This window comes from Streptomyces sp. NPDC057900 (genome assembly GCF_042887885.1).
Lineage (GTDB): Bacteria > Actinomycetota > Actinomycetes > Streptomycetales > Streptomycetaceae > Streptomyces.
This window is the reverse complement of the sequence record NZ_JBHVOI010000009.1, coordinates 218,497-233,018: the sequence shown is the minus strand read 5'-3', so window position 1 is coordinate 233,018 and position 14,522 is coordinate 218,497. Positions and strand designations below refer to the sequence as shown.

Sequence of the window (14,522 nt, the reverse complement as noted above, 5' to 3'; positions counted from 1 at the left end):
TCGGAATGGGACTCCCCTGCTCGGACGGGCCGAGTGGCACGGGGAAGGGAGTTCCTGACTCACCCGGCCGGTGGGGCCGGGATCACAGTGGCGGGACCGCGCCGGAATCGCACCGGGCTTCCTCCCCTTGTCGCCGTCGGTGGCGACGACGGACCGGCTGGCCCGTCCGTACACCGCCTCGGCCAGGGTTTTCCCGTGCTGACGCGGCACTAGGGTCTTTCGTTTGGATCAGGCCGGACCCGCGGGGTCCGGCCTGATCCAAACGAAAGACCCTAGACATAGTAAGGGGCGGTCAAGAACTGGGAGGCATACGGATCTGATGAGATGGTCGGTATGCTCGCCGCCATGCCCCCGCCAGCCACTTTGCCCGTGCCCACAGGAGCCGCGTCCGTCCGTGACCGCGGTGACGCCTGCCCCGGCACGCTGCGGCTGCACCGGGCGGACGACGGTGCGCTGGCACGGATCCGGATCCCCGGGGGGGTACTGAGCGCGGCGCAGGCCGACGTGGTGCGGGAGTTGGCGGAGCGGCTCGGCGATGGTGAGCTGCATCTCACTTCGCGCGGCAATGTGCAGCTGCGCGGTCTGCGGCCTGACTGCGGCGGCGAACTGGCCTCCCGCCTGGGTGAGTCGGGGCTGCTGCCCTCGGAGCGCCACGAACGCGTCCGCAACATCGTGGCCTCCCCGCTGTCCGGGCTCGACGGCCTGGGGCGGCGGGACATCCGCCCGTGGCTGGCCACGCTGGACGAGCTGGTGTGCGCGAGTGACCTGACGACCGAACTGTCGGGCCGGTTCCTGTTCGCGCTCGACGACGGCAGAGGCGACGTGGACGCGCTCGGCGCCGATGTGACGCTGCTGACGCCGGCCGACGGGGACGCCGCGCTGCGGATCGGCCAGGCCGGGACCGTGCTGCGGATACCCGATGAGCACGCTCCCCGGGCCGCGCTGATCGCCGCGGAGACCTTCCTGGACACCGCGCGCGGCTCCGGCGTCTGGCGGGTCGCGGAACTGCGCGCGGACGGCGGGGTCCTGCTGGACCAGGTGGTCCGGCGGCTGCGACAGGCCGGAATCCCCGCCACGCGCACCCCCGGACCCGTGCGCCCCGCCCGGTCCGCGGCTCCCTCCCCCGGCATCGTGGACGGCCCGTACGGGACAGTCGCGCTGTCCGTCGGCGTACCCCTGGGGCGCGTCGGCGCGGAACAGTGGCGGGCGCTGACCCGCGCCGCCCGACAACGGGAGGATGGCGGCGGCGAACTGCGGCTGACCCCCTGGCGCGGTGTCGTCGTACCGGGCGTGGAGCGTGCACGGGCCGCCGAGACACTCGACGCGCTGGAGGCCGCCGGCCTGATCACCGGGGTCCGCTCCCCCTGGGCCGGGGTGGGTGCCTGTATCGGGCGTCCCGGCTGCGCCAAGTCCCTCGCCGATGTCCGGGCCGGGGCGACGGCGGCCCTCGGGCCCGTGGGCACGCTGCCGGTGTACTGGTCGGGGTGCGAACGCCGGTGCGGTCATCCACGGGGCTCCTGGGTCGACGTCGTCGCCGCCCCCGACGGCTACCGGGTCTCCCTGGTGCGCGACGGTGAACGGCACGCCCCCCAGCCCGTCCCCGACAGCCCGGCCGCACTCGCGGCGGCGGTTGCCGGGGCCCGGGGCGGCCTGGACGAGCGGCGCCCCGCCCCGTGCCCCGGCACCTGACCTTTCCCCACGGCCGTTCCCGGACCCGACCGACCCTTTCCATGCCCGATGAAGAGAGCGACAGCACTGTGCACCAGTACGAGAAGGACGGACCGGCCATCTATCGCCAGTCCTTCGCCACGATCCGCGCGGAGGCCGATCTGTCGGGACTGCCCGCCGATGTGAGCCAGGTGGCGGTCCGGATGATCCACGCCTGCGGCATGGTCGATCTCGTACGCGATCTGGCCTTCACCCCTGACGTGGTGGCCCGCGCCCGCGAGGCGCTGCGGGCCGGCGCGCCGATCCTGTGCGACGTGGCCATGGTCGCCAGTGGGGTCACCCGCAAGCGGCTGCCCGCCGGCAACGAGGTCGTGTGCACCCTGTCGGACCCGGCGGTGCCCGCTCTCGCGGCGGAACTCGGCACCACCCGGAGCGCGGCGGCCCTGGAGCTGTGGCGCGACCGGCTGGACGGCGCGGTCGTCGCCGTCGGCAACGCGCCCACCGCCCTGTTCCGGCTGCTCGAACTGATCGAGGAGGGCGCGCCGCGCCCCGCCGCCGTCATCGGTGTGCCGGTCGGCTTCATCGGCGCGGCCGAGTCCAAGGACGCCCTGGCCGCACACGCGTCCGGGCTCGACCATCTGATCGTGCGCGGCCGGCGGGGCGGCAGCGCCATGGCGGCCGCCGCCCTCAACGCGATCGCCAGCGAGGAAGAGTAAGCGTGAGCGAGCAGAAGAGCGGCCGGCTGTACGGAGTCGGGCTCGGCCCCGGCGATCCGGCCCTGATGACCGTACGCGCCGTGCAGGTCATCGCCGAGGCCGATGTCGTCGCCTATCACAGCGCCCGGCACGGACGGTCGATCGCCCGGTCCATCGCGGCCGGGCACATCCGCCCCGACCACATCGAGGAGGCCCTGGTCTACCCCGTCACGACGGAGACCACGGACCATCCGGGCGGTTACCGGGGCGCGCTGGACGACTTCTACACGGAGGCGGCGGCCCGCCTCGCGGTCCATCTCGACGCGGGGCGCACGGTCGCCGTGCTCGCCGAGGGCGACCCGCTGTTCTACGGCTCTTACATGCACATGCACAAGCGGCTCGCAGACCGCTACCCGACCGAGGTGATCCCCGGTGTCACCTCGGTCAGCGCGGCGGCCGCCCGGCTCGGCACCCCGCTCGTCGAGGGCGAGGAGGTGCTGACCATCCTGCCCGGCACCCTGCCGGAGGAGGAGCTGACCGCCCGGCTGGCCGCCACGGACACCGCGGTGGTGATGAAGCTGGGCCGGACGTTCCCTGCGGTGCGCCGCGCCTTCGAGGCGTCGGGGCGGCTGCCGGAGGCCCGATACGTGGAACGCGCCACGATGGCCGGGGAACGCACGGGCGAGCTGGCCGGGATCGACGCCGGATCCGTGCCGTACTTCGCGGTCGCGGTGCTGCCCAGCAGGATCGACGCGCCGCGACCGGAGGGCACTCCGGGGCGCGGTGAGGTCGCCGTGGTCGGCACCGGACCCGCCGGGCCGCTGTGGCTGACGCCCGAGACGCGCGGGGTGCTGGCCGCCGCCGACGACGTGGTCGGCTACACCACCTATCTGGACCGGGTGCCGGTCCGGCCGGGGCAGTCCCGGCACGGCTCCGACAACAAGGTCGAGGCGGAGCGCGCAGAGTTCGCCCTGGACCTGGCGCGGCGCGGACGGCGCGTGGCCGTGGTGTCCGGCGGGGACCCGGGGGTCTTCGCCATGGCGACGGCCGTCCTGGAGGCGGCCTCCCAGGACCGGTACGCGGACGTGCCGGTGCGGGTGCTGCCGGGCGTGACGGCGGCCAACGCAGCGGCCGCGCGGGCGGGTGCGCCGCTGGGCCACGACTACGCCACGATCTCGCTCTCCGACCGGCTCAAGCCGTGGGAGGTCATCGCGGAGCGGTTGCGCGCCGCGGCCTGTGCGGACCTGGTGCTCGCGCTGTACAACCCGGGCTCACGCAGCCGGACCTGGCAGGTCGGCAAGGCGCGCGACCTGCTCCTGGAGCACCGCTCACCGGACACCCCGGTGGTGCTGGGCCGGGACGTCGGCGGACCGGCCGAGAGCGTACGCACCGTGCGGCTGGCCGATCTCGACCCGGCCGAGGTCGACATGCGCACGATCCTGATCGTCGGGTCCTCGCAGACGCGGTGGGTGCGGCGCGGTGACGGGCGGCAGATCGTCTGGACGCCGCGCCGCTACCCGGAGGGCTGAGCCCAGGTCTCCGTCCTGCGCAGCCAGGCGAGGGCCCCGTCAGGAGTGTCGGCCACCGCGACCCCTTCGGGGACCGGTGGGCGGCGCACCACGACCACCGGGATCCCCGCCTCGCGGGCGGCGGCGAGCTTGGGGGCGGTGGCGGCGCCGCCGCTGTCCTTCGTGACGAGGACGTCGACGTGGTGGCGGCGGATCAGCTCCCGCTCCCCCTCCGCGGTGAACGGCCCCCGGTCGAGCAGGACCTCCATCCGGGCGGGGTACGGCGGCTCGGGTGCGTCGACCGAGCGCATCAGGAACCACAGGTCGTCCAGCCCGGCGAAGGCGGCCAGTCCCATGCGTCCGGTGGTGAGGAACACCCGCCGCCCCAGCGCGGGCAGCGTCCGCGCCGCCTCCTCCAGGGAGCCGACCGGGTGCCAGTCGTCGCCACGGCCGGGCACCCAGCCGGGGCGGCGCAGTGCCAGCAGGGGAACATGGGCAGCCGAGGCGGCTGCCGCCGCGTTGAAACTGATCGTCCCGGCGAAAGGATGGGTGGCGTCGATGAGCGCGTCCACCTGGTGCGTACGCAGCCACGCGGCAAGGCCGTCGGCGCCGCCGAACCCGCCGACGCGCACCTCGCCCGGCGGAAGCCTGGGACTGGCCACCCGCCCCGCGAGCGAGCTGGTCACCCGGGCGCCGGGCAGTTGTGCCGCCAGCAGCTCGGCGAGGCGGCGGGCCTCCGTGGTCCCGCCGAGTACGAGTACGTGCATGAGGTCCATCCGTGGGTGAGGCGAAGGGCGGGCGCAGCGCCCAACTCAAACACACCGGTCTGCGGCCCGGCTGGACGACCGGTGCCTGCGCGACCGCGGCGGCCACGGCCGCGTACACCGCCCTGCTGACCGGCGATTTCCCCGACCCGGTGACGATCACCCTTCCCCGGGGCCAGACCCCGGCGTTCGCGCTGGCGGTGGAGGAGCTGGCCGGGGAACGGGCGACGGCCGGTGTGGTCAAGGACGCCGGGGACGATCCGGACGTCACCCACGGCGCCCTCGTGCGCGTCACCGTACGGCGGCTGCCGCCGGGCTCCGGCGTGGTGTTCAGGGCGGGGCCAGGGGTGGGCACGGTCACCCTGCCGGGGCTCCCACTCGATGTGGGCGAGCCCGCCATCAACCCGGTGCCCCGCCAGATGATCCGCGACCACCTCGCGCGGGTCGCCGAGGCGCACCGGGGCACGGGCGACGTCGAGGTGACCGTCTCCGTCGACCACGGCGAGGAGATCGCCCGCTCGACCTGGAACCCGCGCCTGGGCATTCTGGGCGGCCTGTCGATCCTGGGCACGACCGGTGTCGTGGTGCCGTACTCCTGCTCTGCGTGGATCGACTCGATCCGCCGGGGCGTGGACGTGGCCCGCGCGGCCGGCCACACCCATGTGGCGGGCTGCACGGGCTCGACGTCGGAGAAGACCGTGGTGGCCGAGTACGGGCTGCCGGAGATCGCCCTCCTGGACATGGGGGACTTCGCGGGTGCGGTCCTGAAGTACGTGCGCCGTCACCCCGTGGACCGGCTGACCATCTGCGGCGGGTTCGCCAAGCTGTCCAAGCTCGCCGCCGGCCATCTCGACCTGCACTCGGCCCGTTCCCAGGTCGACAAGCCCTTCCTGGCCGGACTGGCCCGGCGGGGCGGCGCGGACGAGGCCCTGGCCGCGGAGGTGGCCACCGCGAACACGGGCCTGGCGGCGCTCCGGTCCTGCCAGGCGGCCGGCGTCCCCCTCGGGGACCTGGTGGCGGTGGCCGCCCGCGACGAGGCGCTGACGGTACTGCGGGGCTCGCCGGTCTCCGTCGACGTCATCTGCATCGACCGGGCGGGCACGGTCGTCGGGCGCAGCGCGGTGCGCTGACCCGCCGCCGTACGGTGCCGAAGAGGGGCCGGGGATGCGTCAGCAGGCGTGCCGGTCGCGTCCGGGCGAGTAGAGGTGGCTGTCGCGGAACTGGTCGGCGCCGAGCGTGCGGCCGACCATGATGACGGCGGTACGAATCACGCCCGCCGCCTTCACCTGTTCCGCGATGCCGTCGAGCGGTCCGCGCAGGATGAGTTCGTCGGGGCGGGAGGCGAGGGCGACGACGGCGGTGGGGCAGTCGGCCCCGTAGTGCGGCAGCAGTTCCTCGACGACCCGGTCCACGTACCTGGCGGCGAGGTGCAGGACGATCAGGGCCCCGCTGCGGCCCAGCGTCGCGAGGTCCTCCCCTTCCGGCATCGCCGTGGCCCGGTGGGCGATCCGGGTGAGGATGACGGTCTGGCCGACCGTGGGGACGGTCAGCTCCCGCTTGAGTGCCGCCGCGGCGGCCGCGAACGCGGGCACGCCCGGGATCACCTCGTAGGGCACGCCCGCCTCGTCGAGGCGCCGCATCTGCTCGTTGACCGCGCTGAACACCGAGGGATCGCCCGAGTGCAGCCGCGCCACGTCGTGACCGGCCTCGTGCGCGCCGATCAGCTCGGCCGTGATCCGGTCGATGTCGAGCTGCGCGGTGTCCACCAGCCTGGCGTCCGGGGGGCATTCGGCGAGGAGTTCGGCGGGCACCAGGCTGCCCGCGTACAGGCACACCCGGCAGGCGGCGAGCGTCCGCGCGCCGCGCACGGTGATCAGGTCGGCCGCGCCCGGACCCGCGCCGATGAAGTACACGGTCATCTGTTGTCTCCTGAATGTGCTGAATGTTCTGTACGGGTGTGTGCCACGGATCCCGCGCCCGCGTCCGCCGGGGGCTTGCGGACCGACCACTGGGTCACCGGCATCGCCTGCCGCCAGCCGGTGAAGCCGCCGACCGGCACGGCGTGCGCGACGGCGAGGCGGACGAGTTCGCCCCCGTGCCGGCGGTACCACTCGGTGAGCAACGCCTCGGATTCCAGCGTGACGGTGTTGGCGACCAGCCGGCCGCCGTCCGGCAGCGCTTCCCAGCAGGCGTCGAGCAGTCCGGGCACGGTCAGCCCGCCACCGATGAACACGGCGTCGGGCGAAGGCAGTCCGGCCAGGCTGTCCGGGGCTCTGCCGGTGATCACGCGGAGGGCGGGAACCCCGAGCCGTCCGGCGTTGCGGGCGATGCGCTCCGCCCGCACGGGGTCGCGCTCCACGCTGATCGCGCGGCACGAGGGGTGGACGCGCATCCACTCGATCGCCACGGACCCGGAGCCGCCGCCGACGTCCCAGAGCAGTTCGCCCGGTGCCGGTGCGAGCGCGCCGAGGGTCGCGGCCCGGATGTGGCGCTTGGTGAGCTGTCCGTCGTGCTCGTACGCGTCGTCGGGCAGACCGGGTACGGCGCCGAGGTGCGGGGTGCCGGGGGCCCGGCGGCATTCGACGGCGATCACGTTCAGCGGATCGCCCGGCGGGTGCGCCCAGGTGTCCGCGGTGCCGTCCGTACTCGCTTCGCTCTCGCCGCCGAGCTGTTCCAGTACGCGCAACGTGCTCGGCCCGAAGCCGTGTTCCCGCAGCAGCGCGGCGACCACGGCGGGGGTGCCCGCGTCCGCGCTGAGGACCAGCAGCCGGCGTCCGTCGTGCAGGGCGGCCGCGAGCCGGGCGGCGGGCCTGCCGACCAGCGTGACGACCTCGGTGTCCTCCAGCGGCCAGCAGAGCCGGGCGCAGGCGTAGGACACGGACGAGGGGTGCGGCAGGACCCGTAGCCCTTCGGCGCCGAGCACTTCGGTGAGGGCCCGGCCGATCCCGTAGAACATCGGGTCACCGCTGGCCAGCACCGCGATCCTGCTCCCCGCGTGCTCGGCGAGCAGGCCGGGAACCGCGGGCCGCAGCGGCGAGGGCCAGGCCACGCGCCGTCCCGCGCACTGCGGCGGGAGCAGGCCGAGCTGACGCTCACCGCCGATCAGGACCTGTGCGCCGACGAGGGCGGAGCGCGACGCGTCGGGCAGTCCGGACCATCCGTCGGCTCCGATCCCCACGACGCTCACCGGCGGCGGAACGGGGGGTGCGGCGGGTTCGGGAGTCACGGACGATACCTCGGTGTTCGGGGGCTGACGCACCCGAACTCTACTGTCCGGCCTTGTCAGGACACCGGCCAGGTGGACGGGGGCGGGCGGGGGTGCGGCACCCCGCCGGTACGCGCGGGCGGAGCGGACGGTCCCGTGGTCCCCGGCTGGAAGAATGGCCGGTCGTGACGATTCGCGTACTTCTCGCCGACGATCAGGACATGGTGCGCCGCGGCATGCGGCGCATCCTGGAGCACCAGCCGGACGTGGAGGTGGTGGGCGAGGCGGCGGACGGTGTCGCGGCCCTGGAGGCGGCCGACGCCCTGCGGCCCGATGTGGCCCTCCTCGACATCCGGATGCCCCGGCTCGACGGCCTGGAGGTCACCCGCCGCCTCCTCGCCCCGGAGTCCGCGGCGAACCCGCGCGTCGTCATCGTCACCACGTTCGACCTGGACGAGTACGTGTATCCGGCGCTGCGGTACGGGGCCTCCGGGTTCCTGCTCAAACGCTCGGGACCGGCGTTGCTGGTGGAGGCGGTGCGGGCGGCGATGGCGGGTGACAGCCTGATCAGCCCGTCGATCACCGTGCGCCTCCTGCGCCATGTGACGGAGGCGGCTCCGCCGGCCCGCCCGGCACCGGCGAGGCGCGCGGCCGGGCCCGTCGCCGTCCCGTTCGAACCGCTCACCAAGCGGGAGCTGGAGATCGCCGCGCTGGTCGCCGAGGGGCTGACCAACGCCGACATCGCCGCCCAGACCTTCATCTCCGCCGGAACGGTGAAGACCCACGTGGCGAACATCCAGCGCAAACTGGGCGTCCGCAACCGGGTCGGCATCGCCGTCCGCTCCTGGGAACTCGGGTACGCCTCCCGGGCCTGAGGACACACGCGTCAACTGCCTAGTCTTGTGGCCATGTTGCGCGCCGCTTGCCGATACAGCCGGAAACGCGTGCTGGTGTGCGCGACGAGTGTGCTCGTCCTGGGAGCCCCCGCCCTGCTGGCACCGCCTGGCGCCCTCCTGCTCGCCGCGAGCGCCCTCGCCGCCGTGCTGGCCACGCAGGTGACGGCGCCCCTGGGGCGGTTCACCCCGGCCATGGCAGCGGGCGCGGCCATGGCCGTGTCCGTCCTCACGGACTTCCTCTACCGGGGCGGTCAGGGCCTGACCCTGTTGTGGATGCCGTTCGAGTACGCCGGGCTACTCGTCCTGCTGGGGCGCCTGATCCGGCGGCGCGGCGACGACGTCCTGGCCTGGGGGTTCGCCGCCGGACTCGTCACGACGGCGCTGCCGCTGCGGTTCACGCTGCGCAATCCGCCCTCGGACGGCCGGGACGCCCTGACCGCCCTCGTCCTCTCGCTGCTGCCGGTCCTCTGCGCGATCGCCACGGGCCGCTATCTGCGCGCCTCCGACGCGCGCCGCAGCCGGGCCGTACGGCGGGCGAGGGAGGAGCAGCGGGACTTCCTCGCCCGGATGCTCCACGACCATGTCGCCCACGAGTTGACGGGCATGGTCGTGGAGGTGCAGGCGGCGCGCGCGGCGCCGTACGGAGCGGAGGAGTACGACGCGTTCCTCGCCCGGCTGGAGGACTCCGGGCTGCGGGCGCTCGACCATATGGACCGCGCACTGCACACCCTGCGCGCGGACGACGAGCGCACCACGGACGGCGGCGGGGAACCGGCGACCCGGTCCCGCGGCCTGACGAGCCTTCCCGAGCTGGTCGAGCGCTTCGCGCACTCCACCGGGCGCCCGGCCACCCTCGATCTGCCGCCCGGCCTGGAGGGCGCGCTCTCCCCGGCCGGTGAACAGGCGGCGCACGACCTCGTACTGGAGGCGCTCACCAACATCCGCCGGCACACCCCGCGCGCCCCGCACGTCGCGGTCACCCTCGCGCGGGCGGGCGACCGCGTGGAGGTGAGCGTCAGCAACACCTCGGACGGCGGGCGCGCCTCCCTGTCCAGGGGCCGCGGCAGCGGGGGAACGGGGCTCATCGGCCTCGGCGAGCGTTTCGCGCTGCTCGACGGCGAACTGACCAGCGGCCCCAGCGCCGAGGGCTGGCGCGTCACGGGTTGGCTGCCCGCCGAGGGGGCACCCCGTGCCCGTACCAGCAGCGGCCACCACCCCGCGGGTTTCTGACCGGCGGCCGGCGGCCGTCCGGGGAATCACTCGCCCGATCTCTGCCGAACGGCAGATGTGCGGGGGCGCGGTGGACGGAAGTCTTGGGCTCTCAAGGCCTGTCGGGCATCGCAGCCGGTGCTCCGCGACGGCCGACATCGTCCACCGGGAACAGGCGGAGACAGACATGCTGGAACTGGTCGACATCACCAAGGTCTACCGAGGCGGCAAGCGCGCCGTGGACGGGATGACGCTACGCCTGGACCGGGGCCTGCTGGGGCTGCTGGGCCCCAACGGCGCCGGCAAGTCCTCCCTCATGCGCATCGCCGCCGGCGTCACCAGACCGACGAGCGGACAGGTCCTCTTCGAGGGACGGGACGTCGTGGCGAAGCCCGATTCGCTGCGCCGCGCGCTGGGTTACCTGCCGCAGGACTTCGGGGTCTATCCCAATCTGACCTCGCGGGAGTTCCTCTCCTACCTCGCCGCCGCGAAGGGGCTGTCACGGCGCTCGGCAAAGGCCCGCATCGAAGAGCTGCTGGAGCTGGTCAACCTCACCGAGGCGGTCAGGCGTCCGCTGGGCAAGTACTCCGGCGGCATGATGCGCCGCGTCGGTATCGCCCAGGCGCTCCTCGCCGATCCGCGCGTGATCATCGTGGACGAGCCCACCGCCGGTCTCGACCCGGAGGAGCGGGTGCGCTTCCGCAACCTGCTCGGCGAACTCTCCGCCGAGCGCGTGGTCATGCTCTCCACCCACATCGTCTCCGACGTCGAGTCGGTCGCCGCCGACATCGCGGTGGTGGCGGGCGGCAGGCTGCTGGGCCGGGGGACGCCGGAGGAGATGCTCGCCTCGGTCGAGGGCCGGGTGTGGGAGGTGGAGGTGGACCGGGCCGACGTCCCCGGCCTCCAGCGGCGGTACCTGGTGAGCCGGACGATCCGCACCGGGAACGGGGTCAAGGTCCGGCTGCTGACGCACGTTCCGCCCTACGCCACCGCGCGCCGGGCCACCCCCGACCTGGAGGACGCCTACCTCTCCGTCGTCCACCAGGCCTCGCCCGGCGGCTCCCCGGCCGGACAGCAGACCCTGATCGGGGGCGCGCGGTGATGACGCTCCTCCTCCGCCTCCTCCGCCTGGCGGCCGCCGACTTCCGCGACCGCGTGCGCAGGCCCGCCTACGCCGCGATCCTGCTCGCCGCCGTCGGCCTCGGCTACCTCGCGACACCGTCCCGGGGCTCCGGCTGGGTCGTGATGCAGGTGGGCTCATACCGGGGCACGTACAACAGCGCGTACATCGGCACGGTGGTCGCCCTCGCGGGCACCGTGTGGCTGCTGCTCGGCGGTTTCTACGTGGTCCGCAACGGGCTGTCACGCGACGAGAGCACGGGCGTGGGCCGACTGCTGGCCTCGACGCCCCTGAGCAACGCGGGCTACCTGTTCTCGAAGTTCCTCTCCAGCGTGATGGTCCTCTCCTCGATGCTGGGCGTTCTGGCCCTCACCGCCGTCGTCATGCAGCTGGCGCGCGGCGAGAGCTACGCGGTCAACCCCCTCCAGCTCCTTGCCCCGTTCGTGCTCATCGCCTTCCCGCTGATGGTCCTGACCGCCGCCGCCGCTCTCCTCTTCGAGGCGGTCCCGCTCCTGCGCGCCGGTCTCGGCAACATCGTCTGGTTCTTCGTCTGGGCGTTCGTGGCGATCGGCGGCCAGTCCCCGAACGCGCCGCTCGGCGGCATCGGCGTGCACCCCGTGGTGCGGTCGCTCGGTGACGCCATGCGCGGGCAAGGCATCGATCCCCGGCAGGCGGGCGAGTTCAGTCTGGGGCTCACACTGATCGACAAGCCCCTCACCACATTCGACTGGAACGGCTTCGCCCCGGACTCCGCCTACCTCCTCGGACGCCTCGCGGTCATCGCCATCGCCCTCGCCGCCACGCTCCTGCCGCTCCTGTGGTTCCCGCGCTTCGATCCCGCACGCGGCAGGACGAACGGGACACGGGCCGGGGGCGGGGCCGGAGGCGGGGCCGGCGGTGAGGCTGGGGCCGGGGTGCCCGGCACACCCGGTCCCCTCTCCCCCGCCGGCACCTTCGGCGCCCTCCCGACGACGAACGTCGCGTACGGCAATCCGGCCCTGCGTCTCCTGCACGGCGAGGTGCGCGTACTGCTCCAGGGCGTCCCGCGATGGTGGTGGGCCGGTGTCCTGCTGCTGACGCCGGTCTCGCAACTGGTGACGCCCGCGAGCGGCGTGAGCCGCGTCCTCCTCCCGCTGGCCTGGATCTGGCCCGTCCTGATCTGGTCCCGCCTCGGAACCCAGCGCCACGAGGCCGACGTGGAGTCCCTCCTCGGCGCCTACCCCTCGGCCCGGCGCCGGGTGCTCGCCGAGTGGGGCGCCGGCTTCCTGCTGACGGCGGTGGCGGGGATCGGCCCGGCCGTCCGCATGGCCACCGGCGAGGACGGCACGGGGCTCACACACTGGCTCCTGGGCGCCCTGTTCATCCCCTCCCTCGCCCTGGCACTCGGCACCCTGAGCCGCACACACCGACTCTTCCAGGCCGTCTATCTGCCCCTCTGGTACGGCACGGTCAACGGCATCGCGCCACTGGACTTCATGGGCTCACTGCGCCTCGACGACGGGACAGCCGCCGGTATGGCTCCGCCCGTCGTACTCGGCATCACGGCGGTCATGCTCGCCCTCGTCCTCGGCACGGGGACGGCACGGCGCGCCGCGTCCTGACGCCTCGCTGAGACGGCTTGTGAGATCCACGCACCTCATGTTCCGCATACAAGCCGTCACATAGCCTCGGCGAGGAGACCTCACACGACGACGTGGGTCTCCACTCCGAGGAGGCAACAGTGACCGGACCCGGCGCGCGCCGGCTCGCGGCCGCCCTGATCACGGCCTGCGTGCTGCTCGTCGGCCCCAGTGCACCGAACGGTGTCAACATCGCGAAGCCACTGCCGGCCGGTGCTCCCGAAGAGCCCGTGCCGGGCCGTGTCATGACGTGGAACATCTGCAATCCCTGCAAGGGAAGCGGGCAGAACATCGGCCGGGCGGCGGAGATCGCCACGTACGCCCCTCAGGTCATCGGCCTGCAAGAGGCGTGCGTGGGCGATGTCGAGAGGATCCGGGATCACCTGCGGTACATGTACGGGCTGGTCTACCACGTCGAGTACGGATCGGTTCTGCGGAGCTGGAGCCGCTGCGGCGGAGTGCCATGGAGTCCGGGAGGCTTCGGCCAGGCGATCCTCTCGGCCGCTCCGATGACCGACCGGGTGAACGTGGAGTACCCGGAGGGCGGTTCGGAGGACCGCGGGTACCTGGCCGTCACCACCCTCGTGGACGGCCGGCCCGTCCGCGTCTTCAACACGCACCTGGCGGAGCGGCGTCAGGAGCCGTATCGCGCGAAGCAGACCGCCGTACTGGCGAAGGCCGTAGCCCGGTACGACCGCACGATCGTTCTCGGTGACTTCAACGCGGTGCCGGACGCCGCCGAACTCGCCGGGATGTGGGGCCTGGCCACGGACGCGGACGGCGCGTGCGGTCCCTCTGCGTCCGGTGCGTGCGAGCCGACCACCGACTGGCGCAGCAAGTTCGACTACATCTTCCTGCGCGGCTTCGCCCCGCTGGAGCAAGAGGTGCACCCCACCCCGTACTCGGATCACGATCTGGTGCGGGCCGATCTGATGCGGTCGTAGCGAGGTCCGGCACCCGTAGGGGCGCGTCGAGGACCAGAAAGGGCGTCTTCGGCCAACGCCGGATTCCAGCGGCGAGGTGACAAGAGCTCGCCGCCCCGGCGGCACACCCCGCGGACCGGCCCGGTTGACCCTGGCGGACACTGTCGGCTTCACTGACGCCGCACCGCCCGAGCGCCGCCCCGTTGGTCCCGGGGGACGGCCGCCACAGTCGGCCGTCGCGCATCAGCCCCGCCGCCGCTCGAACCACTGCGGCCCCTACGACCGTCACGGAGTCTCCGCCTTGCCGAACAACCCGCCCAGCGCCTCCCTCCCCGTCAACCCGGACGCCGATACCGATACCGATGCCGTCGGGTCCGCGCGCCCGGGTGCGTCGGAGGCTCAGGTCCGGGCCGTGTGGTCGGTGATCACCGGCATGTACGCGGCCTACACCCGACAGGACCGGGCGGCGATCGACGCGTGCCTCGCCCCGGACGCGACGATCTGGGACTCCGCCGCCGCCCCGCTGCTGTGCGGCAAGGCGGATCTCGACCGCGTCCGGGACGAACGGCCCGGGGCGGAAGAGGGCCCGCAGGAGACGGGGCTGGAGGCGTACGACCCGGTGATCGACATCTTCGGCGACCTCGCGCTGCTCCGGTACTGGCTGCGCGTCGACTTCGCCCCGGACGGCTGCGGCGCACCGCTGGTCCCCGAGATCGTGCGCAATACCGCGGCTCTGCGCCGGTACGAGGACCAGGTCTGGCGCATCGTCCATCTGCACGAGGACGTACAGCAGGCGGGCGGCGAACCGGTCCGGTAGCCCGGCCGACTGTGCGCGCCGCATTCCCCGGCCGCTCACACCGTGCGCCGCGCACAGCCCCGCCCCGATCCGTCCGGTTAGCTTCCGTCCATCCCCTG

13 protein-coding genes and 1 riboswitch are annotated in these 14,522 nt (G+C 73.6%); of the genes, 10 read left to right on the top strand and 3 right to left on the bottom strand.

Going from position 1 to position 14,522, the window contains the following annotated elements; translation table 11 throughout:
- Nucleotides 1-48: 48 nt before the first annotated feature.
- Nucleotides 49-124, bottom strand: a riboswitch (cobalamin riboswitch).
- 209 nt (nt 125-333) lie between these two features.
- The 3 genes from cobG to ACFVQ0_RS28325 all read left to right on the top strand — a co-directional run bounded on the left by cobG (nt 334) and on the right by ACFVQ0_RS28325 (nt 3,892).
- Nucleotides 334-1,689, top strand: a complete 1,356-nt coding sequence (gene cobG / locus ACFVQ0_RS28335) for a precorrin-3B synthase (protein ID WP_390092052.1) — start codon at nt 334-336, stop codon at nt 1,687-1,689.
- Between the two features lie 68 nt (nt 1,690-1,757).
- A complete protein-coding gene (locus ACFVQ0_RS28330; RefSeq protein WP_371630797.1) occupies nt 1,758-2,384 on the top strand; it encodes a precorrin-8X methylmutase in 627 nt (208 codons plus the stop codon).
- Between the two features lie 2 nt (nt 2,385-2,386).
- A complete protein-coding gene (locus ACFVQ0_RS28325; protein ID WP_390092019.1) occupies nt 2,387-3,892 on the top strand; it encodes a precorrin-2 C(20)-methyltransferase in 1,506 nt (501 codons plus the stop codon).
- Here the strand turns inward: ACFVQ0_RS28325 and ACFVQ0_RS28320 are convergent.
- Complete coding sequence (locus ACFVQ0_RS28320; protein ID WP_390092018.1) at nt 3,877-4,638, bottom strand: cobalt-precorrin-6A reductase; 762 nt, start codon at nt 4,636-4,638, stop codon at nt 3,877-3,879. The genes ACFVQ0_RS28325 and ACFVQ0_RS28320 overlap by 16 nt on opposite strands.
- Nucleotides 4,639-4,649: 11 nt before the next feature.
- Here ACFVQ0_RS28320 and ACFVQ0_RS28315 point away from each other — a divergent pair, with 11 nt between their 5' ends.
- A complete protein-coding gene (locus ACFVQ0_RS28315; protein WP_390092017.1) occupies nt 4,650-5,765 on the top strand; it encodes a cobalt-precorrin-5B (C(1))-methyltransferase in 1,116 nt (371 codons plus the stop codon).
- A gap of 39 nt (nt 5,766-5,804) precedes the next feature.
- Here ACFVQ0_RS28315 and cobM read toward each other — a convergent pair whose 3' ends face one another.
- Together cobM and cbiE are read right to left on the bottom strand one after the other, a co-directional pair.
- Nucleotides 5,805-6,554, bottom strand: a complete 750-nt coding sequence (gene cobM / locus ACFVQ0_RS28310) for a precorrin-4 C(11)-methyltransferase (RefSeq protein WP_390092016.1) — start codon at nt 6,552-6,554, stop codon at nt 5,805-5,807.
- Nucleotides 6,551-7,861: a precorrin-6y C5,15-methyltransferase (decarboxylating) subunit CbiE gene (gene cbiE, locus ACFVQ0_RS28305; RefSeq protein WP_390092015.1), complete on the bottom strand. Its 1,311-nt coding sequence runs from the start codon at nt 7,859-7,861 to the stop codon at nt 6,551-6,553. The genes cobM and cbiE overlap by 4 nt, the downstream gene beginning before the upstream one ends.
- A gap of 164 nt (nt 7,862-8,025) precedes the next feature.
- Between cbiE and ACFVQ0_RS28300 the strand changes: the two genes are divergently transcribed.
- The 6 genes from ACFVQ0_RS28300 (at nt 8,026) to ACFVQ0_RS28275 (ending at nt 14,424) form a co-directional block, all read left to right on the top strand.
- A complete protein-coding gene (locus ACFVQ0_RS28300; RefSeq protein ID WP_390092014.1) occupies nt 8,026-8,715 on the top strand; it encodes a response regulator in 690 nt (229 codons plus the stop codon).
- Between the two features lie 33 nt (nt 8,716-8,748).
- Complete coding sequence (locus tag ACFVQ0_RS28295; RefSeq protein ID WP_390092013.1) at nt 8,749-9,966, top strand: sensor histidine kinase; 1,218 nt, start codon at nt 8,749-8,751, stop codon at nt 9,964-9,966.
- A gap of 166 nt (nt 9,967-10,132) precedes the next feature.
- Nucleotides 10,133-11,047 (top strand): ABC transporter ATP-binding protein, encoded by a 915-nt coding sequence (locus tag ACFVQ0_RS28290; protein WP_390092012.1) that lies wholly within the window; start codon nt 10,133-10,135, stop codon nt 11,045-11,047.
- On the top strand, nt 11,047-12,666 hold the full coding sequence (locus tag ACFVQ0_RS28285; RefSeq protein ID WP_390092011.1) for an ABC transporter permease: 1,620 nt from the start codon (nt 11,047-11,049) through the stop codon (nt 12,664-12,666). The genes ACFVQ0_RS28290 and ACFVQ0_RS28285 overlap by 1 nt, the downstream gene beginning before the upstream one ends.
- Before the next feature lie 119 nt (nt 12,667-12,785).
- Nucleotides 12,786-13,628 carry an endonuclease/exonuclease/phosphatase family protein gene (locus ACFVQ0_RS28280; protein WP_390092010.1) on the top strand — a complete coding sequence of 281 codons (843 nt, stop codon included), beginning with the start codon at nt 12,786-12,788 and terminating at the stop codon, nt 13,626-13,628.
- Between the two features lie 280 nt (nt 13,629-13,908).
- The gene (locus ACFVQ0_RS28275; protein WP_390092009.1) at nt 13,909-14,424 is read left to right on the top strand and encodes a nuclear transport factor 2 family protein; all 516 of its coding nucleotides are present in this window, start codon (nt 13,909-13,911) and stop codon (nt 14,422-14,424) included.
- Nucleotides 14,425-14,522 lie beyond the last annotated feature (98 nt).

Excerpts from the sequence above, each read along its gene's own strand:
- ACFVQ0_RS28285 (WP_390092011.1), top strand. The coding sequence starts at position 11,047 with ATGACGCTCCTCCTCCGCCTCCTCCGCCTGGCGGCCGCCGACTTCCGC.
- ACFVQ0_RS28295 (WP_390092013.1), top strand. The coding sequence starts at position 8,749 with ATGTTGCGCGCCGCTTGCCGATACAGCCGGAAACGCGTGCTGGTGTGC.
- cobM (WP_390092016.1), bottom strand. The coding sequence starts at position 6,554 with ATGACCGTGTACTTCATCGGCGCGGGTCCGGGCGCGGCCGACCTGATC.
- ACFVQ0_RS28320 (WP_390092018.1), bottom strand. The coding sequence starts at position 4,638 with ATGCACGTACTCGTACTCGGCGGGACCACGGAGGCCCGCCGCCTCGCC.
- ACFVQ0_RS28290 (WP_390092012.1), top strand. The coding sequence starts at position 10,133 with ATGCTGGAACTGGTCGACATCACCAAGGTCTACCGAGGCGGCAAGCGC.
- cobG (WP_390092052.1), top strand. The coding sequence starts at position 334 with ATGCTCGCCGCCATGCCCCCGCCAGCCACTTTGCCCGTGCCCACAGGA.